Origin of the sequence: Pseudanabaena sp. 'Roaring Creek' (assembly GCF_001402795.1) — a bacterium.
In the GTDB taxonomy this organism is placed as follows: Bacteria; Cyanobacteriota; Cyanobacteriia; order Pseudanabaenales; family Pseudanabaenaceae; genus Pseudanabaena.
In genome coordinates, this window is record NZ_LIRE01000366.1 from 1 (window position 1) to 20,803 (window position 20,803).

General features: G+C 44.5%; 17 protein-coding genes and 1 pseudogene. 9 read left to right on the top strand and 9 right to left on the bottom strand.

Going from position 1 to position 20,803, the window contains the following annotated elements; all coding sequences use genetic code 11:
• The first annotated feature begins 690 nt into the window (after positions 1-690).
• Positions 691-873, top strand: coding sequence for a hypothetical protein (locus AC805_RS12300; protein ID WP_009629122.1), 183 nt, complete (start codon positions 691-693; stop codon positions 871-873).
• 84 nt (positions 874-957) lie between these two features.
• Here the strand turns inward: AC805_RS12300 and AC805_RS12305 are convergent, their stop codons facing one another.
• The 3 genes from AC805_RS12305 to AC805_RS12315 form a co-directional block, all read right to left on the bottom strand.
• Positions 958-1,332, bottom strand: coding sequence for a DUF1257 domain-containing protein (locus tag AC805_RS12305; protein WP_055075713.1), 375 nt, complete (start codon positions 1,330-1,332; stop codon positions 958-960).
• Positions 1,333-1,344: 12 nt separating this feature from the next.
• Positions 1,345-2,964, bottom strand: a complete 1,620-nt coding sequence (locus tag AC805_RS12310; protein ID WP_055075714.1) for an AAA family ATPase — start codon at positions 2,962-2,964, stop codon at positions 1,345-1,347.
• Between the two features lie 113 nt (positions 2,965-3,077).
• On the bottom strand, positions 3,078-4,082 hold the full coding sequence (locus AC805_RS12315) for a transaldolase (protein ID WP_055075725.1): 1,005 nt from the start codon (positions 4,080-4,082) through the stop codon (positions 3,078-3,080).
• A 625-nt stretch (positions 4,083-4,707) separates the two neighbouring features.
• On the opposite strand from AC805_RS12315, the gene psaA reads away from it, so the two are divergent.
• The 5 genes and pseudogenes from psaA to AC805_RS12340 all read left to right on the top strand — a co-directional run bounded on the left by psaA (position 4,708) and on the right by AC805_RS12340 (position 11,237).
• Entirely contained in the window at positions 4,708-6,960 is a 2,253-nt protein-coding gene (gene psaA / locus AC805_RS12320) for a photosystem I core protein PsaA (RefSeq protein ID WP_009625583.1), read from the top strand.
• Between the two features lie 35 nt (positions 6,961-6,995).
• Positions 6,996-9,212 carry a photosystem I core protein PsaB gene (gene psaB, locus AC805_RS12325; protein ID WP_055075715.1) on the top strand — a complete coding sequence of 739 codons (2,217 nt, stop codon included), beginning with the start codon at positions 6,996-6,998 and terminating at the stop codon, positions 9,210-9,212.
• A gap of 106 nt (positions 9,213-9,318) precedes the next feature.
• Positions 9,319-9,687 (top strand): DUF433 domain-containing protein, encoded by a 369-nt coding sequence (locus tag AC805_RS12330; protein WP_055075716.1) that lies wholly within the window; start codon positions 9,319-9,321, stop codon positions 9,685-9,687.
• Positions 9,683-9,907, top strand: a pseudogene (locus AC805_RS12335) (ACP S-malonyltransferase); the annotation flags it as partial. The gene AC805_RS12330 and the pseudogene AC805_RS12335, both read left to right, overlap by 5 nt.
• A 220-nt stretch (positions 9,908-10,127) precedes the next feature.
• Complete coding sequence (locus tag AC805_RS12340; RefSeq protein WP_055075718.1) at positions 10,128-11,237, top strand: L,D-transpeptidase family protein; 1,110 nt, start codon at positions 10,128-10,130, stop codon at positions 11,235-11,237.
• A gap of 190 nt (positions 11,238-11,427) precedes the next feature.
• Here the strand turns inward: AC805_RS12340 and AC805_RS12345 are convergent, their stop codons facing one another.
• Both AC805_RS12345 and AC805_RS12350 read right to left on the bottom strand, forming a co-directional pair.
• A complete protein-coding gene (locus tag AC805_RS12345; RefSeq protein WP_055075719.1) occupies positions 11,428-12,210 on the bottom strand; it encodes an MBL fold metallo-hydrolase in 783 nt (260 codons plus the stop codon).
• 152 nt (positions 12,211-12,362) lie between these two features.
• Positions 12,363-12,962 (bottom strand): aminodeoxychorismate/anthranilate synthase component II, encoded by a 600-nt coding sequence (locus AC805_RS12350; protein ID WP_055075720.1) that lies wholly within the window; start codon positions 12,960-12,962, stop codon positions 12,363-12,365.
• 128 nt (positions 12,963-13,090) lie between these two features.
• On the opposite strand from AC805_RS12350, the gene AC805_RS12355 reads away from it, so the two are divergent.
• Both AC805_RS12355 and AC805_RS12360 read left to right on the top strand, forming a co-directional pair.
• Positions 13,091-14,002 carry a lipopolysaccharide assembly protein LapB gene (locus AC805_RS12355; protein WP_055075721.1) on the top strand — a complete coding sequence of 304 codons (912 nt, stop codon included), beginning with the start codon at positions 13,091-13,093 and terminating at the stop codon, positions 14,000-14,002.
• Between the two features lie 212 nt (positions 14,003-14,214).
• Positions 14,215-15,096 (top strand): XDD3 family exosortase-dependent surface protein, encoded by an 882-nt coding sequence (locus tag AC805_RS12360; protein ID WP_055075722.1) that lies wholly within the window; start codon positions 14,215-14,217, stop codon positions 15,094-15,096.
• 224 nt (positions 15,097-15,320) lie between these two features.
• On the opposite strand, the gene AC805_RS12365 is transcribed toward AC805_RS12360, so the two are convergent.
• Both AC805_RS12365 and AC805_RS12370 read right to left on the bottom strand, forming a co-directional pair.
• Positions 15,321-16,529: a WD40 repeat domain-containing protein gene (locus AC805_RS12365; protein ID WP_072143606.1), complete on the bottom strand. Its 1,209-nt coding sequence runs from the start codon at positions 16,527-16,529 to the stop codon at positions 15,321-15,323.
• Positions 16,530-16,712: 183 nt separating this feature from the next.
• Complete coding sequence (locus AC805_RS12370) at positions 16,713-17,585, bottom strand: 6-carboxytetrahydropterin synthase (RefSeq protein WP_055075724.1); 873 nt, start codon at positions 17,583-17,585, stop codon at positions 16,713-16,715.
• Positions 17,586-17,884: 299 nt separating this feature from the next.
• Between AC805_RS12370 and AC805_RS12375 the strand changes: the two genes are divergently transcribed.
• Complete coding sequence (locus tag AC805_RS12375; RefSeq protein ID WP_009625572.1) at positions 17,885-18,868, top strand: SPFH domain-containing protein; 984 nt, start codon at positions 17,885-17,887, stop codon at positions 18,866-18,868.
• 277 nt (positions 18,869-19,145) lie between these two features.
• On the opposite strand, the gene AC805_RS12380 is transcribed toward AC805_RS12375, so the two are convergent.
• Together AC805_RS12380 and AC805_RS12385 are read right to left on the bottom strand one after the other, a co-directional pair.
• Positions 19,146-20,000 carry a cyanophycinase gene (locus tag AC805_RS12380; protein ID WP_040690378.1) on the bottom strand — a complete coding sequence of 285 codons (855 nt, stop codon included), beginning with the start codon at positions 19,998-20,000 and terminating at the stop codon, positions 19,146-19,148.
• 382 nt (positions 20,001-20,382) lie between these two features.
• Entirely contained in the window at positions 20,383-20,604 is a 222-nt protein-coding gene (locus AC805_RS12385) for a DUF4327 family protein (RefSeq protein WP_009629702.1), read from the bottom strand.
• Positions 20,605-20,803: the final 199 nt, after the last annotated feature.

Genomic DNA, 20,803 nt, shown 5'->3' on the forward strand with positions numbered 1-20,803 from the left:
TGCAATCCTTTGGAATCGATCTTTTTCAAGGTTATTATTTTGCGAAACCAAAATTTCAAGGATTAGCAGTTCTAGAAAATCTATAGAATAGTGCTTTTATTCTCAAATCAAACCCAATAGAGAGTTGCGGCGCTTCGCGCCGCAACTCTCTATTGGGTTTGATGTCCCGACTTAAGTGAATATAGCTATACATAAACCTAAATAGAAAAGGATAGGAAGTGCTTAGCACTTCCTATCCTTTTCTATTTAGATGAATTTATGGCGGTAAGTTTGAATCTTCTTGCAAGGTTATCTTCGGTTTAGCGATGATTTGAGAAGTTCTAGATTTGCTAATTTCCCAATCGCAAGACAATGCAAAACCTAAAAGATGAGTGGTGATGCTTTGCATCACCACTCATCTTTTAGATTTTATGTTCTAAGCGAACCTTATACCAATTCACGAAAGTGCGACAACACTTTTGTGAATTAAAAACCAAGCCCAGTAAGGGTTTTCAAAACACAAAATGGCGTAGCCATTTTGTGTTTTGGTATTACATTGCTGGAGTCTTAATATTTTTCTTAACAGAAATTGACATCTATTTAACTGTTCGATTGAGATATCTCACTCTATTTATAGATGACGATCCCCACCAGTCAACCTAGTGTGAGTTATCTCGTATTGAAGTATTCAGTAGAATTCAAGTATTAATCATGATTCATCAATTAGCAGTTCGCTTAGGTGTGTCGTGTGTGCTGCTCGCAACCTTGCCCCTCGCTACAGACGAAGTTATCAAATATGTTCAAGCTCCTCATATCTTTTCAGGCATTGGCGCGATCGCCTCATGTATTGGAGCATGTGTCCCAGTTTTAACTTTATTCCGCAATTCTGACTAGTTTCAATTCCGCTCCGCTAACTTTGATCCGCTAACTTTGATTAAGTGGAGTCGAAGCCACAAGTACTTTAACTAATAGCAAACCCTAACTCCAGCGTCCGATCACGATTCTAATCGTGCCATCTTCCAGAATTTCTTGTTGCTCAACTGCAAATCCTTGTTGCGCTGCGCTTTGTAAAACCTTGTTAGTTGCATATTGCTGGGTGATTGCGCCCAATAATTCTTCCACATTCGTTGCTACGCCCCACATATCGGCAATTAGTTCGTAGCGATCGCCTAGTTTGCGAAAACCAATATCATAGGCGTTGGGCATGGGGATCACGTACTCGGCATGGGTGCTATTACCGAGGTATCCACGTACCAAAGTATCGCGTTTGACGGGATATCCCAGTTCTTGCAGTGATTTTTCCAGCAAGTCTCCATTTTTGATTTCGATGGCGATTGTCGTGAAGTGGGACATGGTTGTTTATATTCACTCTAAATTAATAGCAAATTTTCGCAATTCTTGAAGTAATTGCTCGTCGTTAGATGCTGTGCGTGCTCCCGACTCAGCCGCCCATTGTTTTAGAGATTCAATCTGCTGCGAAGCGATCGCTGCTAGGGGAACGGTCTCTTCGATCGCGCTAATAATATCCTCAGTGGTAAAGTCTTCGCGCTTGCCAGTGCTACCACGACCAAAGGCGCGATGGATGCCGTCGAGGATTACCTGTTCGATCTCTGCGCCACTAAAATTTTTGGTATGTCGCGCTAATAGCAATAGATCGAACTCCCGCATCCGATTAGGGCGTAATTTCTGTAAATGGACTTTAAAGATCTCTTGGCGTTCGGACTCGGTCGGTAAATTTAAAAAGAAAATCTCGTCAAATCTTCCTTTCCGTAATAGTTCGGCGGGCAGAATGCGGACATTATTTGCTGTAGCAACAATAAATACGGGGGAAGTTTTTTCTTGCATCCAAGTGATGAGCGTTCCTAATACTCGCCTACTTGCTCCAGCATCTCCATCCCCCGAACCATTGAGATTCCCAAAAGCCTTGTCAATTTCATCGATCCAAAGGACACAGGGGGCAGTTGCCTCAGCAAGTTGGATCATTTGCCGCATTCGGCTCTCACTCTCTCCCACATAGCTACCAAATAAGCGCCCGATATCTAGCCTCAATAGCGGTAAGCGCCATTCATTGGCGATCGTTTTTGCCGATAGCGATTTGCCAGTGCCCTGAATGCCGACTAGTAATACGCCCTTAGGCGTGGGGATGCCATAGCGCTTTGCTTCTTCGGTAAAGGCATCGCGTCGAATCCGCACCCATTGCTTAAGGTTGTCTAAGCCACCAACATTTTTAAGGGATTCATTAACCGTAAAAAATTCTAAAATCCCTGTCTGTCTGATCGCTTGCTGCTTTTCGGCAAGTACGGCATCGATGTCGGAGTCGTTCACCTGTTCTTTTTCGGCGATCGCCTTGGCTAAAACCCTTTGAATTCGCGTACGGCTTAAACCTTGGCAAGCCTTGACCAATTGCTCTAATGCTAATTGGGATAAATGTAATTTATTGGGTGAAATTTTTTGTTTGATTAAATATTCGATTTCCGTAACGGCGGGCAGAGGAAAATCGATTGCTGTAATTTCTTCAGTCAGTTCGGGCGGGATCTCTAGAACATGGCTAGTAATAGCAATGGTACGGCGATCTAGTTTGAGATCTCGTGCTAAATTTTTGAGTTCGCGAATAATAGAAATATTACGTTCGTGATGGGGATATTTGAGGATCGGGTGTAAATCCCTCAGCACATATAAAACGTTATCGCTTTCCTTTGTTACTTTGTCGCGCTGACTAATTCTTGATAAAGCTGCCATTACCGAGCCTTTGTCGGCTCTATTATCACTCCAACCCATAGCAATGTCCCAGAACAAGATCTTGCGACTAGGGTTAGATTGTAATGCTACTTCAGTAAGAATTTCTTCAACAGGTTCCTCTTCCGCCGTAACTATATATAGGAGGGGATATTTGGCGCGAAGTAGTAAATCGAACTGCTCTATCAGAGCTTGGTAAACTCTGCTTTTTTTAGGGGCGAAGGAATCTGGCGGTAGTTGTGGCGACATATTGGCAGTATAGCAATAAGTAGCTAGGCGCAATTTTAAAGATAAAGCCCAAAAGATAAGTGGCGGCGCTTCGCGCTGCCACTTATCTTTTGGGCTTTGGCAAGTACCAAAAACTACACTGCTGCCAAGGCGGGTGCTTCGAGTTTGGCGAGACGGTCTTTTAGTAGCTCTTCTAGGGTGACGAGGGCTTTCGAGAAGCCTTTGATCCCTTCGTCAAGTTTCTCGGAAGCCATGCGATCGCTAGCATGCATAGCATCAAAAGTGGCTTTATCCATAGGAATGGCGGCGATATCTGACTGGGCTGCGATTTCGGGATCGAGTTTGCGTACTAGTTCGCCTTCTGTATGTTGCAATTCGTCGAGTAGGGCGGGCGAAATAGTTAACAGATCGCAACCAGCCAACTCGACAATTTCTCCCATATTGCGGAAGCTTGCGCCCATGATTTCAGTTTTATAACCAAACTTTTTATAGTAGTTATAAATTCTCGATACTGACAATACGCCTGGATCTTCATTAGCTGGATAGCTATCGCGACCAGTATCTTTTTTGTGCCAGTCGAGAATGCGTCCGACAAAAGGCGAAATTAGTTTTACGCCCGCTTCTGCACAGGCGATCGCTTGATGCAGTCCAAATAGTAAGGTCAAGTTGCAATGAATGCCTTCTTTTTCGAGTAATTCTGCTGCCTTGATACCTTCCCAAGTAGCGGCAATTTTAATTAATACGCGATCGCGAGAAATGCCATGCGCTTCGTATTGCGAAATTAAATAATGGGCTTTTTCCAAGGTTGCTTCGGTATCGTAGGACAGCCTTGCATCTACCTCTGTGGAAACGCGACCAGGAATAATTTGCAAAATTTTCATGCCGAAGGAGATCGCTAAGCGATCGAAAGCTAAGGAAACAACCTGTGCAGGCATGGCATCTTTACCAAGATCTTTTCTCGCTTCTCGCAGAGTTTCATCGACAATTTCCTGATACTGGGGCATTTGAGCCGCAGCTGTGATCAAAGATGGATTGGTGGTTGCATCTTGAGGTTTAACCATTTCAATGGCATGGATATCGCCAGTATCAGCGACAACGACCGTTATTTCCCGTAACTGATCGAGAAAACTTTTGGGCAAATCATTAGGCATAATGTCCTCCTTAGAGCTATTTACAAATAGCTACCTTTGCAAGCCTATCTTAGCCCCAACAATTTTGAAGGTTCTTCAACCTTTAGAGTAATTACAAGATCGCATCGTAAATAGCTAAATCTAAAACCTGCGGCGCAAGCTGCGCCGCAGGTTTTAGATTTAACGTCAGCTCGGGTTAAGCTGGCAAATTTTAACAGCCCAAAAGTAAAAGCCTTGCTAAGCAAGGCTTTTACTTTTGGGCTTTGAGAAAGGGTTTGCGTAGCAAACCCTTTCTCAAAGCCAGTTTTAAATTATCCCGAACTCACTTTATTTAATTAAGCCCACTTACTTCAATAAAGTTTTGTTAAGAAATTAATGGGGGCTATTCATTTGAAAAATTGAGCCTAAAGATTTAAATTTATTGCAGCATAAAGGATTGAGGTGATTAGGTGCATTCTAAACAATTGTTACAAACTATCTGGAGCGATACAAACCTAAACCTATAATTACCTCATCGTGGCACAGCGACTCTCGTACAGCAGTACTTATCTCATTCATAGATTCAGCACTATGAGATAGCTTGCCTAATCGTTTAATCTACTTTGTCTTAACAGTCTGAGAGAGGAAAATTTTCATGACAATGACTCCTCAAAAGCCAGACACAGAGGTAAAGGTAACGGTTGATCGTGATGTAGTACCTACTTCCTTTGAGAAGTGGGGACAACCTGGTCACTTCGATCGCACCTTAAAGAAGGGCCCAAAGACAACCACATGGATTTGGGATCTTCATGCCAATGTGCATGACTTTGACAGTTTCACAACTGAAGAAGATACTGCCCGTAAGATCTTCTCCGCTCATTTTGGGCATCTTGGTATTATCTTTATCTGGCTCAGTGGTATGTATTACCACGGAGCAAAGTTCTCTAACTACACTGGTTGGCTTGCCGATCCAGTCAACATCAAGCCCAGCGCCCAAGTGGTCTGGAATGTTGTCGGTCAAGACATCTTGAACGGCGATGTAGGCGGCGGTTTTCAAGGTATTCAAATCACTTCTGGTTTGTTCCACCTGTGGAGAGCATCTGGCATCACCACGGAATATCAACTCCTCTGCACCGCAATTGGCGGTTTGGTGATGGCTGGTTTGATGTTCTTCGCTGGTTGGTTTCACTACCACAAGGCTGCTCCTAAACTTGAGTGGTTCAAGAATGCTGAATCGATGATGAACCACCACTTGGCTGGTTTGCTCGGTTTGGGTTCTCTCTCTTGGGCTGGACATCAGATCCACGTATCGATTCCTATCAATTACTACCTTGATAAGGGCGTACCTGCGAGCCAGATTCCTGCACCCCATGAGTTCATCCTGAATCCTTCATTGATGGCAGACATTTTCCCTAGCTTTGCACAAGGTTTGACACCGTTCTTTACCTTTAACTGGGGCGCTTATGCTGACTTCTTGACCTTTAAGGGTGGTTTGAATCCTCAAACTGGATCTCTGTGGCTAACTGACCAAGCTCACCATCACCTTGCGATCGCTACACTTTTCATCATTGCTGGACATATGTACCGCACCAACTTTGGTATCGGTCACAGCATGAAGGAAATCCTCGAAGCTCACAAGGGACCTCTAACTGGTGAAGGTCACAAGGGTCTATACGAAATCTTGACCTCTTCTTGGCATGCTCAGCTAGCTGTTAACTTGGCTTTGATGGGTTCTTTGAGCATTATTGTTGCTCAGCACATGTATGCGATGCCTGCTTATCCTTACATTGCAACCGACTACGCTACCCAAGTTTCTCTATTCACACATCACATGTGGATTGGTGGTTTCTTGATCTGTGGCGCGGCTGCTCACGCAGGCATTTATATGGTTCGCGATTACGATCCTGCTAAGAATGTAAACAACTTGCTTGATCGCATGTTGCGCCATCGCGATGCAATTATTTCTCATCTTAACTGGGTATGTATCTTCCTTGGCTTCCACAGCTTTGGTCTTTACATCCACAACGACACCATGCGTGCATTGGGTCGTCCTCAAGATATGTTCTCCGATACCGCAATTCAATTGAAGCCCGTCTTCGCTAACTGGATTCAAGGTATTCATGCTGCGGCTGCGGGTACAACTGCTCCCTATGCAACCTCTAGTGTTAGCCCTATCTTCGGCGGTGAAACTCTAGTTGTTGGCGGTAAAGTTGCTGTTGCCCATATGGCTCTTGGTACGGCTGACTTCTTGGTTCACCATATTCATGCCTTCACCATTCACGTTACTGTCTTGATCTTGCTTAAAGGCGTTCTTTACGCTCGCAGCTCTCGCTTGATCCCTGACAAGGCTGAACTCGGTTTCCGCTTCCCTTGCGACGGTCCTGGTCGTGGCGGCACATGTCAAGTTTCGGCTTGGGATCACGTATTCCTAGGTCTTTTCTGGATGTACAACTGTATTTCCGTTGTCATCTTCCACTTCTCTTGGAAAATGCAGTCCGATATCTTCGGTACTGTTGATGCAAGCGGCACTGTTACCAATATGGCTGGTGGCAACTTTGCACAGAGTGCATTGACCATTAACGGTTGGTTGCGTGACTTCTTGTGGGCACAAGCTTCCAACGTAATTCAATCCTACGGTTCGGCATTGTCGGCTTACGGTTTGATCTTCTTGGGCGCTCACTTCATCTGGGCATTCAGCCTCATGTTCCTGTTCAGCGGTCGCGGCTACTGGCAAGAACTTATCGAGTCAATCGTTTGGGCACACAACAAGCTCAACGTTGCTCCTGCTATATCTCCTCGCGCTTTGAGCATTACTCAAGGTCGTGCAGTGGGTCTAGCTCACTACCTCTTAGGTGGAATTGCCACAACTTGGGCATTCTTCCTAGCCCGTTACGGTGCACTTGGCTAAACTGGCTTAATTTAAACGGAGAAATTGAAGTAAAAATGGCAACGAAATTTCCTAAGTTTAGCCAGGCTCTCGCACAGGATCCAACAACCCGTCGGATCTGGTATGCGATCGCCACAGCGAATGACTTTGAAAGTCACGATGGGGTTACCGAAGAAAGTCTTTACCAAAAGATTTTTGCTTCGCACTTCGGTCACTTGGCAATCATCTTCCTGTGGACATCTGGCAACCTGTTTCACGTAGCGTGGCAGGGTAACTTCGAGCAATGGATTCAAAATCCTCTCACCACACGTCCGATCGCCCATGCGATTTGGGATCCTCACTTTGGTAAGGCAGCAGTAGAAGCGTTTACTCAAACCGACGCTGCTGGTCCTGTTAATATCGCTCTTTCTGGTGTTTACCACTGGTGGTACACCATCGGTATGCGTACCAATGCAGAGCTATTTACTGGCGCAATCTGGATGCTAGTATTCGCTGCTGTCCTGCTATTTGCAGGTTGGTTGCACCTACAGCCCAGCTTCCGTCCTAGCCTCTCTTGGTTCAAGAATGCTGAGTCTCGCCTCAATCACCACTTGGCTGGTTTGTTTGGCGCAAGCTCCTTGGCATGGACTGGTCACATGGTTCACGTTGCGATTCCTGAATCCCGTGGTATTCACGTAGGTTGGGACAACTTCTTGAGCGTTCCTCCTCACCCAGCGGGTCTTGCACCTTTCTTCACTGGTAACTGGGGTGTGTATGCTCAGAATCCTGATACTGCTGGTCATGTGTTTGGTTCTTCCCAAGGTGCTGGTACTGCAATCCTCACCTTCTTAGGCGGTTTCCATCCTCAAACCGAATCTCTTTGGTTGACCGACATTGCTCATCACCATTTGGCGATCGCAGTATTGTTCATCATCGCTGGTCACATGTACCGCACCAACTTTGGTATCGGTCACAGCATCAAGGAGATCTTGGCTGCTCACAATCCTCCTAAGGGCACTCCTTTTGGTGGTTTGCTAGGCGATGGTCACAAAGGTTTGTATGACACCGTCAACAACTCCTTGCACTTCCAACTCGGCTTGGCTCTTGCTTCCCTCGGTGTAATCACATCATTGGTGGCTCAGCACATGTACTCGATGCCTTCCTATGCATTCATTGCTAAGGACTTCACCACACAGGCAGCCCTGTACACTCACCACCAATATATTGCTGGTTTCTTGATGGTTGGCGCGTTTGCTCACGGTGCGATCTTCTTCGTTCGTGACTACGATCCTGAAGCTAATAAGAACAACGTGCTTGCACGTATGCTTGAGCACAAGGAAGCGATCATCTCTCACTTAAGCTGGGTATCCCTCTTCTTAGGTTTCCACACCCTCGGCATCTACGTTCATAACGACGTAATGCAAGCTTTCGGTACTCCTGAAAAGCAAATCTTGATCGAGCCTGTATTCGCTCAGTGGATTCAAGCCGCTCACGGTAAAGCTCTTTATGGTTTTGACGTATTGTTATCCAATGCTTCTAGTATCCCTTCTAACGCTGGTGCTGCTTGGTTACCTGGTTGGTTGGCTGGTATCAATGCTGGCGATAATTCCTTGTTCCTCCCCATCGGTCCTGGCGACTTCTTAGTTCACCATGCGATCGCTCTAGGTCTACACACCACCACCTTGATCTTGGTTAAGGGTGCTTTGGATGCTCGTGGATCTAAGCTCATGCCAGACAAGAAAGACTTCGGCTACAGCTTCCCTTGCGACGGTCCTGGTCGTGGCGGTACTTGCGATATCTCTGCATGGGATTCCTTCTACCTCGCTATGTTCTGGATGTTGAACACCATCGGTTGGACAACCTTCTACTGGCACTGGAAACACCTCGGTGTATGGCAAGGTAACGTTGCTCAGTTCAACGAATCCTCGGTCACCATCATGGGCTGGCTCCGTGACTACCTATGGCTCAACTCTGCTCAGTTGATCAATGGCTATAACCCCTATGGCATGAACAATATCTCTGTTTGGGCTTGGATGTTCCTCTTCGGACACCTAGTTTGGGCAACTGGATTCATGTTCTTGATCTCTTGGCGTGGTTACTGGCAAGAATTGATCGAAACCCTTGTATGGGCGCACCAACGCACACCTCTTGCAAGTTTGGTTCAATGGAAAGACAAGCCTGTGGCTCTCTCCATCGTTCAAGCTCGTTTGGTTGGCTTGGCTCACTTCACAATCGGCTACATTGTCACCTATGCAGCCTTCCTGATTGCGTCTACCACAACAGCTTTCGGTTAATCTAGCTTGCTAGTTAATTAACTAATAACTAAAAAAATCCCTCACGGCGACGTGGGGGATTTTTTTAGTAGCTATAATATCTAAAATGTTTATAAGATTGGCAAATATGACAGCTATTCAAGACAAATCAGATATTATCCGTACAGAAAGAGGACTTACTATTAATGGTACTCGGATTACTCTGTATGATTTGATGGATTATGTTCATGCTGGCTATCCTGTAAAGTTGATTCGCAATTATTTTTTTTACATTACTGATCAGCAATTCAACGCAGCGATCGCCTATATTGAACATCATCGTAAAGAGGTTGAGTCAGAGTATCAATTGGTTTTGTTAGAATCTGATGCAAATCGTCATTATTGGGAAGAAATTAATAAAGAGAAATTTGCTCAACTAACTAAACACTCTCCTAAACCTGAAAATCGGAAAGTATGGGAAAAATTGCAAGTTTGGAAAGCTAGACTAGCGACATAATTTAATTTTGATTACTGCTAATAGAAATATGAAGGGGAAAACTTCTTTAGAGCAGACAATTCGTGAGAGAAATAAGGATCTCAGTCTTCCAGTTGTAACCATTAGTAATGTGGATCGACTTGATGAGAGAGTATATCGAGAAAAATGTGTGGCTTGTCTGATAGAAATTGGTCTTGATATAGATAACTATTTAGGGGCGGGTCGTATTTTCATTCCTTAGTTATCTGTTTGTAAGTCTTTGTAAGCCTTACAATTTTGGGGGCAGTGATTACTATTTGAATAATCATCATTAAGGTAATCACTATATAGCTTTATCAGGATACGCTCCAGCATAAATGTGATTACTTGTAATTGCATGTAGGGACTTTGGGAAGCAATGTGTTAGACTTCATAGCTACTTTAGATAATTAAGTCAACAAGAGCTATTGCCATTGGAATCCATGAGAACGCGATCGCAAAATCAGCAAAGTCTTTTCTCTTCATTTGTTAATGTTGCCATAGCGATAAATATATGTGGCTTTACTGCGTTATATTCTGACACTCAGAATTCAGCAATCTGGGCAAACACTTCTGAATCTACGATCAGCTCTTCAGATAAATTCAACTCAAAGCAATTTTTGTTTTTGGATTTGCAAAGGCATTGGTCGCGCCTCTTTGTGGAGGGACTGCTATCTAAAACAAACTTGAGTGCAGCCTTTGATACTGCCGATGGCATTAGTTTATTTCAGCCCGATCGCCCCATTACCCGTGCCGAGCTTGCGAATTATTTAGAGCTTGCCTTTGCCAATCGCAGTGCATCCAGAATTACTACCAGACTTGACGAGCCAGCCACTAAAGCCGAAACTCTGGTCGCGATCGCTAGCCAACTCAATCTCAACGGCAATGCCGTTAAAACGCCGCAATCCTACTTATTATCAATGTTTCGCGACGCTATAGAGATTCCCAACTATGCCATTCCTGCGATCGCCACAATTACTCAGGAAGGCTTAGTAACTAATTATCCCGATCCCCGTATCCTTGCTCCCAATGGAGCAATTACCAAAAGTGAACTGGCAGTGCTGATCTATCAAGCTCTTGCCTATCAGAAGAAAGTACCGTTAATTCGATCGCTCTATACGATCGATCCCAATCGCCGCATGTGGGATATGGAGCTAATGCAGGTGACGCGCCTTGATGTCAGCATTAGTCGGCGGACAGTTACTGCCTTTCATGGAGAAATTGCCCTTAAGACCTATCCTGTCGCCGTTGGTCGCCAAGGCTGGAGCACGCCCATAGGTAATCATCGTGTTTTACAAACGATTGAATATCCTGCTTGGCAAAATCCCTTTACGGGAGATGTCATTCCTAGCAAAGATCCTGAAAATCCTTTAGGCGATCGCTGGATTGGCTTTTGGACGGATGGCAAAGATTGGTCGGGCTTTCATGGGACACCCAATCGCGCCTCAGTTGGTACGGCTGCATCCCATGGCTGTATCCGTATGTATAACGAAGATATTCGCGAGTTGTTTAGTCAAGTGACGACGAACACGATTGTAAGAGTATCGCCGTAAATCAAACCCCAAGAATTGATAGGCGGCGCGAAGCGCCGCCTATCAATTCTTGGGGTTTATGTCCCTATATAGCTGCCGTCAACTGTATGAGGACATAAAACCCAAAATAGTGTTGCCGCGCGAAGCGCGGCAACACTATTTTGGGTTTTAATTTTGTCCTAACAAGACTGGCGGCAGCTAAAGAAGTGATTTAGGAATTGAGGACACGCACCACGGTGCTTTGAGGCAGACTGCTCGCATTTAACTCTAGGGTCGAACCTTCCAACTTCTTAATACTGTCCTTGGGCATGAGCGCAAGGAACTCATCGATAGAAGCTAGCTGGCAAGACTTACTGGATTTATCAGTACGGTAATAGACAGGAATAACTATACGGGGATTTAGTTCGGTAACGATCGCTTGAGCTTCCTTGGGAGAATAGGCTTTAGCTTGCATTGGATCGTTGCTTTGAGCGCTGCCACCTATGGGCAAAATCAAAACGTCAGGACGACCCATGAGAATTCGCTGAGAAGCACTAATGGGAGCGGCGGCGCTACCTAGATGCAATATAAAGATGCCCGATTGCTTCCAGCGCCATGCCACATTGCGTCCAAATCTACGCCCCCCAAGGCGATCGTGATCCATCGTAATTCCCTGAAGATTGATGCCTTTAAGATTGTAAGAGCCTGGTTCAGACAAAACTCGCTTGTCATTGGGGAGATTTTCTAAATATCCTTCGTCAAGTAAGCGCGAACTAATCAAAATATAGTCAGATTTGGCAGTGGGAGAGGTCAGCTTCGCAGTACAACCGACGGGACGAAATGGATGGGTTAAAAAACTAACGTTATCTCCTGAAATTAAAAATGATAGATGCCCCAACCACTGAAGGCTTAGGGTTGAATTTGCTTGAGAATTGGCAGCGTCAGCAATAATTCCTGCGGTAAATGCTGAGATCAGTCCACCTTGGGCGAGTCGAAGAATTTGTCTGCGGCGCATGTTGTTTAGTTCAGTAAGTATTTTGAAATGTGCTTGAAATGTGCGGATTTTCCCAAAGCGATATGTAGTCGAAACTATCAGGTACTTAAGCCCAGTATTTATAAAGCCCAGTATTTAAGGTAGGCAGCATAAAGCGCCACCTACCTTAAATATCAGGTTATGACGCTCAATCCTTTTAAGAAGTTTCTCAATAAGTCTTTGCCTATCTCGGTCAAGATGCTTTCAGGATGGAATTGTACGCCTTGGACATGGGGATATTGTTTGTGTCGGACTCCCATGATTATGTCATCTTCAGTCCATGCTGTAACCTCAAGGACATCGGGGCAATTTTGGCGATCGATAACGAGACTATGGTAACGAGTGGCGGTAAATGGGTTGGCTAGTCCTGCCAAAATACCGACTCCCGTATGATAAATTTGGGATGTCTTGCCATGCATTAAGTAGGGAGCCGAGACGACCTTTCCTCCATACATTAATCCCATGCTTTGATGCCCGAGACATACCCCTAATATGGGAGTATGGGCAGCCATGTCACGAATAATATCTAAAGATACACCCGCTTCTTCGGGGCGACCAGGACCTGGTGAGATTACGACTCCTGCGGGTTGAAGTTGTTTGACTTCGGCGATGGTTATTTCGTCATTTCTTTTAACCATAATTTCGCCCAATGCAGGGAATTCGGGTAATAATTCTCCAAGGTACTGCACGAGGTTATAGGTAAAGCTGTCGTAATTGTCGATAACGAGAATCATGTTTACAGGGCTTGTGTTTGTAAAGCTTATTTTTGAAGCTCAAGGCTTGACGACGATCGCTAATTTCTTACTCAATTTAGCCTTCTCAATTTAACATTCTTTATGAAGAATTCAGACCAGAAAAGATTATGAAACCAGTTTTGGGAGTTTTCGCATCGGTCTTAGTGATTATGATCTGTGGTGCTGAGGGGGCGATCGCTCAACTGCGTCCTAAGCCACCGCAAAAAGTTCAAGTGCAGCAGGAAATCGTCGTACCGCCCAATGAAACGGCCGATCAGCTTTTGGAAAGGGGTAACGCCTATGTGCGTTTAGGTAATTTAGAGGGAGCGATTGTTATATTTCGGGCGGCGATTCAGAAAAATCCCGAACTAACAGTAGCGCATTACAATCTGGGCTTAGCCTACGCACAGGCTGGCAAATTAAAGGAAGCCATTCATTCTTTTCAACGCGCCACTAGACTCGATCCTAAGTTTGCGATCGCCTACAGTAATCTGGGCGCAGCCTTGTTACAGTCAGGGGATGCCAATCGTGCCATTCCTAGCTTACAAAGGGCGATTAGCCTCGATCCGAAACTATCGGTGGCTTATTATAATCTCGGTTTAGCCTTGAAGGAAAAAAAGGATATTAATGGGGCGATCGCGAATCTCAATCAAGCTCTTAAACTCAATCCCCAAGCCCCTGAAACGATCTATAACCTAGGACTATTAATTCAAACTCAGGGCAATATCTCCAAAGCGATCGCCTATTATGCCAAGGCTTTGCAATTGAATCCTGAATATGCTGAGGCTTATTACAATTTAGGAGCCGCTTTATTAATTCAAGGACAAACGGAAAATGCGATCGGACAGTTGCGGAATGCTTTGCAGTTTCGTAAAGACTACGCCGAAGCCTTTTATACCCTTGGGGTCGCACAGGTAAAGGCGGGGCAAAAACAGGATGCGATGCAATCTTTTATTCAAGCGCAGGCTTATTTTAATCAGCAAAAAAACATTCCTTGGGCGCAACAGAGCGAACGACAGATTCAGAAATTACGCGGATAAAAACAGGGAGATAATCTTTATTTAGTAAGACTTTATACTGATATAACTATTCGATAACCAGTGAAAAGTATCGAAAATAACTTTTTGCTAACTTTACCCAGATGACAAAACCATCTAGAAACCTAAATATAGGAAATAACAAAGCATTAACCAACAAGTCTTGCTTCGTCATTAGAAATATTTTTGTTTTAGTCAGGTTTTAGGGAAGGGAAATGAATAAGTCGGTTTTGTCAAAGGTACTCTCAGTCGTAGCAATCTCTTTGGGTGCGATCGCCACCAGTCTGCCAGCACAGGCAGGAACGATCGTCAATGGCTGGAATTATGCCCGTGATGACTACTCCTATGATGGTTCTGGATCGGGGGGATTTAATGCAGACAGCCGTTGGGATATCTATGGCATGGGCTACAAAGTTGTAGGTAATGATGTTTATGTAGGAATTAACTCCAGTAATTCTCTATATGGAGTTAATTACAACAACACAAATATCGGCTTCGGCTCTCTTTTTCTAGATTTTAATTATGGAAAGGCTGGGAATAACTTCAGTACTGCTCAAGGTTCGTTGGTTGGCGTGAGGTTTGCTCCAAACAATGACTTTGGTGCTAATACCGTTGGTGTTTATACGGGTGTTACTGGTCAAAGTGTTGCCGCAAGTAACTATGGCTATTCCAGCTATAACGCTTATACCAATGCTGCGGGCAATTCCACCGCTGGCGATCTAGCCGCCAATGATTCCTATTTTGCTCCCTATATTAATAATGGATCTTCTCTTCCCCTTGAAATTGCTACGGGGAATCTATTTGCGGGAGGTAACCTCAGCTATCTGACGCAGTCAGATCTTACTGCCATTGGGTTTCCCAGCACGATCTACCAAGCCAGTGCTAACCCCAATACTTTTGGATTTAAGTTTACACTCCCTAGTCAATATCAAGGTCAGCAGTTTTTGGCAACCCTAGGATTTGAATGTAGCAACGATTTGGTTTCTGTAAGACCAGTTCCCGTTCCTCCTGCGATCGCTGGTATTTTTCTGGCAGGTGCATTTGGTGGCTGGCGTGCAACTAGACGCAAAAAGCAACTTAAAGGTGTTGCTGCTTAGTTAAACTTCTACTTCTGCAAAGAGTGTTGTACAAAGTACGACACTCTCTGATTAACGTCAGTTCGGGTTAAGCTAGCAAATTTTAAAAGCCCAAAAGCAAAAGCCTTGCGTAGCAAGGCTTTTACTTTTGGGCATTGAGAAAGGGTTTGCGTAGCAAACCCTTTCTCAATGCCCTAATCATACCAAAGCACAAAATGGCGTAGCCATTTTGTGCTTTGGTATGATTAGGGAACTCTCCAGATATGAATATTGCTATCTTCGCCGCCACTAACTAAGGTTTGTCCGTCACGACTGAGGGCGATCGCATTAATGAGATTGATATGTCCCGTGAGCACTTGAATGGGTTCTCCCGTTTCTAAGTTCCACACACGAATTTCTTTATAGCTAGCGCTGATTAGAGTTTTGCCATCCCTACTGACAATCAGTGACTTGACCCAGCCCCAATGTCCTTCTAATGTTCGGATGGCTTTACCCGTTTGCAAGTCCCAGACCTTGATGCGCGTATCGAGACTACCACTGACGAGGGTGCGACCATCGGGACTGATGGCAAAGGAGAGCACCCTTGCCGAATGTCCGATAAATTCCCAACGTTGCTTCCCTGAAACTAAGTCCCATACTCGAATCGTAGTATCCCAACTGCAACTAGCGATCGCTTTGCCATCAGGGCTTAGGGCGACGGAATCCACAAGACTAGTATGACCGCGCAGAGTGCGAATTTTGGTTCCCGTTTTAATATCCCACAGCTTAATCGTGGTGTCTTGGCTACCCGTCACTAGGGTCTTTCCATCGGGAGTAATTGCTACAGAATTAACATAGCCGATATGCCCCGTTAGGGTTAATAGCTCTTTCCCAGAGCGTGCATCCCAGAGTTTAATCGTTTTATCGCGGCTACCGCTAGCTAACAGACGACCGTTAGCACTCAGGGCAATGGAGGTAATCCTATGATTATGTCCGCGAATGGAACCAATCAGTTTATGCGGATTTCTATCTGTTCCTAAGTCCCAAACTTTAATACTGAAATCCGCCCCAGCGCTATATAAAATCCTGCCATTGGCTGACAGGGCAAGGGAAACTATCGCTGAGGCATGACCTTGGAGCGTATCGACGATATCGAATAAATGATATTGGCTGTAGTCGGCTAAGGCTTGACGGACATGGGGTTCGGGTCTGCGCCAAAGCAATAGGAGCGCGGTACGTTGGACGGAGAGCGAATGATCCTGTAAGCCTTGTAAAACTAAGTTTAATCCCGCTTCCCCATGCTTGAGAGCTTCGCGCAGGGAGGCTATTCTAGAGGCGATCGCAGGACTATGGAACCTTTGCTTGACTCCTGCAATTCCTCCTAATACAACTCCTCCCAATGGTGGTGTTATCTGACCGCCAAGAACTGCATCCTTTGCCGTGGGTTGCTGGTGATGCTGTTTTGCTGCGGACATGATTGATATTTGTAAAAATTTTTTGCCGAAGATAAGCCAAGGCACAGCTTGGCTCATCTTCGGTTTAGAAATTAATCTTTAGAAATTTAGGACTTACGCAAAGCTAAGGAGTTTACTGGATATTGGATAGGTGTGGCGCGGGCTTTGCCCGCGCCACACCTATCCAATGCGTAAGTCCTAAAATTAAGAAGCCTTAGCCAAGACTTCTTCTAAGGAATGCTCAATGTCGGAGAGTTGGTATTCTCCATAAACTTCACAGGAGTTATTAGGACTCTCAATTAGTTTAATGCTATGGAGTTTTGCACCAATCTCGTGAATTGGTTTGGTTAGCAACTTTTGGATATAGACAGCAATATTTTCGGCAGTAGGAACGACTTCCGAAAAATAGGGAATATCTTTATTGAGAAAGGTATGATCCATCGGTTCGAGGACATATTTATCGATGGCATTTTGAAAGGCGGATAGGTCAGCAATCATGCCAGTACGAGGATCGATGTCACCAACAATGGCTACTTCTAAATGATAGTTATGTCCATGACCGTTAACCCGAGCGCACTTGCCATAGATTGATGTATTTTCTTCTAGGGATAATGTGTCGAGAGCGAGGCGATGGGCAGCGGAAAAGTGAGTGCTAATTGTTAAATGTGCTTGCATATTATTACCTTGATAATCAGCCCAGAGTTCGGGATGTTCGTATAAGCGAATATTGACCAATGGTAGGTGCGCTTCTAAACGCTGCCAAATTACACGGGCAATATTTTCGGTGGTGGGGAGCGTTTCTTGAAATTCTTCCCATGCTTGATTGAGATAGGAGAAATTTAATTGGGTTGTCACTTCACGGGCGATCGTGTGCTTGACATCTGAGAGATTTAGTACCATGCCAGTGTGGTCGATCTCTCCTACCATGCCCACATACATGACATAGTTGTGACCGTGGGGTGGAAAATTAGTACATGCACCGAACTTAGCAAGATTCTCCTCTGGGGGGATTTCAGGCAGCCAGTAACGATGACTAGCAGAAAACTCAGCGCGGCGATTAATTACACATTTAGCCATCAGGAATTAGCTATCAAAAACAAGGTTTGATAAATTGTAAATTTATATTAATAGATTAACATTTCCCGCGATCGCATCAAGACATCGCATCAAGGCTAAGTATATTTGCTGCGATCGCTATAATTAAAAAATATCTTTAAAAGTCCCCTGCTGCCAGTGCGATCGCATTGTTTGAACTATGACACCAACTGTTACTCCCGCTCTTGAGTCTGTTCAACTTTAGAAGGAACACTTAATCTACATCTGAAGATCAATCAAGCTATCATTAACGTGAGTTCGACCAACAATGGAAAAACATTATGGACTTATGGAGTTTTGTAATTGGTGCGGGTGTATTTTTTGGGATGGGAGGTGCATCTTTTAAAATCGTCAACCAAGGCGAAGAAGCCCTAGTTGCATCCTTCGGGAAATATAAACGCAAGCTTCCTGCTGGCCCCCACTTTATTCTGCCTTTTATTGATACCGTAAGCTACAAAGGCTCAATCAAAGAACAAGTATTAGATATTCCCGCCCAACAATGCATCACTCGTGACAATGTGCCGATTACCGCCGATGCCGTGGTCTATTGGCGAGTTGTTGATATGGAAAAAGCCTATTACCGCGTAGAAAACCTCCGCCAAGCGATTATTAACATTGTTTTGACCCAGATCCGCTCTGAGTTGGGCAGCTTGGAACTGGATGAAACCTTTACGGCGAGAAATAAAATCAACGAACTGCTCCTGCGTGATCTCGATGATGCCACCGAACCTTGGGGTGTGAAGGTAACGCGGGTAGAGTTGCGCGATATCTTACCTGCCAAGGCGGTGCAGGAGTCGATGGAACTGCAAATGACTGCCGAGCGTAAAAAACGCGCTGCCATTCTTACTTCGGAAGGCGATCGCGAAGCAGCAATTAACAAAGCTAGGGGCTTAGCAGACTCCCAACTGCTTAATGCTGAAGCTTCTCAGAAGGCGGCGATTCTCGAAGCTGAAGGACAGAAACAATCAAGGATTTTGCGAGCGGAAGCGGAGCGACAGGAGCAGGTATTAAAGGCTCAGGGGACGGCTCAAGCGATGCAGGTTTTGTTGCAATCTATGAAGGGGCATCCCCAAGCCAATGAGGCTTTACAATTTTTGTTAGCGCAAAGTTATCTGACTATGGCTACAACTGTTGGTTCTAGTGGCAGTAGCAAGGTGATGTTTATGGATCCGCGATCGCTACCTTCGACCTTAGAAGGATTGAAATCAATCGTTGATACTCCTATTGATCCGAGCGATCTACCAACCCAAGATTGGACTAAATAAAAATTAACGTAAGTTCGAGATAATTTTAAAATCCCCAAAGTAAAAGCCTTGCTACGCAAGGCTTTTACTTTGGGGATTTTAAAATTTACCAGCTTATACCAATTCACGAAAGTGTGGCAACACTTTTGTGAATTAAAAACTAAACCCAGTAAGGGTTTTCAAAACACAAAATGGCGTAGCCATTTTGTGTTTTGGTATTAAACCAAACTGACGTTAAAAAAGTAGGGACAATTTGTCCCTACTTTTTGGGGAAATAGGACTCACATTAAGGGATTGGCTATACCGATGGGCTAATGGGAATGCGCTTGAGCAGGTGATATTTGCAACCAGCAGCAAGAATATGTACCCGTAGGTTATGAATTGTCAAAGGAGCAGAGCCGCTTACCCATAGCTGGTTACTATAAGAGACTTCGCCAGGATCGACTACGGTGACAGTGCCGCGCCCTAAAACTCGCATGGTATTGTTTGGTTCAAAAATGGCAACCGTATCTTCATCAATGCCTATGCCAATTTTATCTGGATGCGCGGCGATCGCTGTCATCAGTCGTGCCATGCGGTTACGGTTGTGAAAGTGCTGATCCACGATGATTTCGGGCAAAATATTCAAGCCCGTACTCATGTTGACCAGTTCTTTATGGGGGGATTCGCCACTGCTGCCACCTGAAATCATGTGATAGCCCATTGCTGCGGCTCCTGCGCTAGTACCAGCCAGTACGAGACGCTTTTCGTCGATCCGTTTGGCGATCGTGATTGCAAAGGGAGTATCAGCGATTAACCCACAAAGGCGGAGTTGATCGCCACCAGTCATAAAAATTCCCGTAAACCGATCTACTAGAGCTTCGGCTTCAGGATAGTCATCGTGAGGACGTTCGCGTATATCCAATACTTCCACCGCACTTGCACCAAGTTCAGTGAAAATGTCATGATAAATTCGTCCAATAATATCAGGTTCTCTTGAAGCGCAAGGAATGATCGCGATGCGTGCTTGGGAGCCACCTGAGTTTTCTACAAAGGCTTTGAGAATCTTGCGGTCTTGGACTTTATCCTCTCCACCACCAATTACCATTACCGCCGACTTAATAATTTGAGTCATGCCCCTATCTATTGCCACATCTTCGTCTAAGTTCAGCATATTAGCAGATTGGTCAACAAATTTTTTCAGGCGATTAATTAGGTTAATGCCTTGACTCACTTTTTGCTCTTGCTGACTCGCCAATGGTTTGAATTACCTCCATTGATGCTTACATGGCTAACCATAAGGCTAACTATTGTCAAATTGTATAACTTTTATGTTGTTAAAGACTAGTGTTTGCTGGGGACAAAATAAGAGAGTGCCAAGTCCCCTCTGATTTTGCTCTCCTAATTTTCTAAGTAGCTGTGCGTAATTAAAAATTAGAGACAAAACCTGTGACTTGTGCTGAGCGCAAGTCACAGGTTTTGGGTTTTATATTTAATTGTGCCCAACTACTTATAGAGAATTTTGATAGAGACTTTAGGGTGATTTTGATAAGTATTTAATCACTTTGCCAGCATTCTTGGCTAACTAGATCGCAAATACGATCGCGTAATAGGTACTGGTTATCTTCTAATTCTCGTTCGATTTGACACCATTCGCGATCGCGAAAGAAGCGACAGAGAGCATGAATTGGTTGACTGCGAGTGAGTCGTCCGCTTTCGAGTAAATGTCTTGCTTCGTCTTGGATAGCGCTGATGGAATAGTAAAGTGAGTGCAACATAACCAAACTCTCTTTGTAGGTTTTTGCGTAATTTTATTGAAATTTAAAGTCAGGAATTTACTTGATGACTTAAATTTACATGAAAATGATCGATGTCTGTGATGGAGGATACAAACTTTTAATATCTTCCCATAGGATTTTCATCACTACATAAAAGTCAATGAAACTCAAAAGAAAAAAATATTTCTGACGATATAAA

Excerpts from the sequence above, each read along its gene's own strand:
- AC805_RS12300 (WP_009629122.1), top strand. The coding sequence starts at position 691 with ATGATTCATCAATTAGCAGTTCGCTTAGGTGTGTCGTGTGTGCTGCTC.
- AC805_RS12305 (WP_055075713.1), bottom strand. The coding sequence starts at position 1,332 with ATGTCCCACTTCACGACAATCGCCATCGAAATCAAAAATGGAGACTTG.
- AC805_RS12310 (WP_055075714.1), bottom strand. The coding sequence starts at position 2,964 with ATGTCGCCACAACTACCGCCAGATTCCTTCGCCCCTAAAAAAAGCAGA.
- psaA (WP_009625583.1), top strand. The coding sequence starts at position 4,708 with ATGACAATGACTCCTCAAAAGCCAGACACAGAGGTAAAGGTAACGGTT.
- psaB (WP_055075715.1), top strand. The coding sequence starts at position 6,996 with ATGGCAACGAAATTTCCTAAGTTTAGCCAGGCTCTCGCACAGGATCCA.
- AC805_RS12330 (WP_055075716.1), top strand. The coding sequence starts at position 9,319 with ATGACAGCTATTCAAGACAAATCAGATATTATCCGTACAGAAAGAGGA.
- AC805_RS12340 (WP_055075718.1), top strand. The coding sequence starts at position 10,128 with ATGAGAACGCGATCGCAAAATCAGCAAAGTCTTTTCTCTTCATTTGTT.
- AC805_RS12345 (WP_055075719.1), bottom strand. The coding sequence starts at position 12,210 with ATGCGCCGCAGACAAATTCTTCGACTCGCCCAAGGTGGACTGATCTCA.
- AC805_RS12350 (WP_055075720.1), bottom strand. The coding sequence starts at position 12,962 with ATGATTCTCGTTATCGACAATTACGACAGCTTTACCTATAACCTCGTG.
- AC805_RS12355 (WP_055075721.1), top strand. The coding sequence starts at position 13,091 with ATGAAACCAGTTTTGGGAGTTTTCGCATCGGTCTTAGTGATTATGATC.
- AC805_RS12360 (WP_055075722.1), top strand. The coding sequence starts at position 14,215 with ATGAATAAGTCGGTTTTGTCAAAGGTACTCTCAGTCGTAGCAATCTCT.
- AC805_RS12365 (WP_072143606.1), bottom strand. The coding sequence starts at position 16,529 with ATGTCCGCAGCAAAACAGCATCACCAGCAACCCACGGCAAAGGATGCA.
- AC805_RS12370 (WP_055075724.1), bottom strand. The coding sequence starts at position 17,585 with ATGGCTAAATGTGTAATTAATCGCCGCGCTGAGTTTTCTGCTAGTCAT.
- AC805_RS12375 (WP_009625572.1), top strand. The coding sequence starts at position 17,885 with ATGGACTTATGGAGTTTTGTAATTGGTGCGGGTGTATTTTTTGGGATG.
- AC805_RS12380 (WP_040690378.1), bottom strand. The coding sequence starts at position 20,000 with ATGCTGAACTTAGACGAAGATGTGGCAATAGATAGGGGCATGACTCAA.
- AC805_RS12385 (WP_009629702.1), bottom strand. The coding sequence starts at position 20,604 with ATGTTGCACTCACTTTACTATTCCATCAGCGCTATCCAAGACGAAGCA.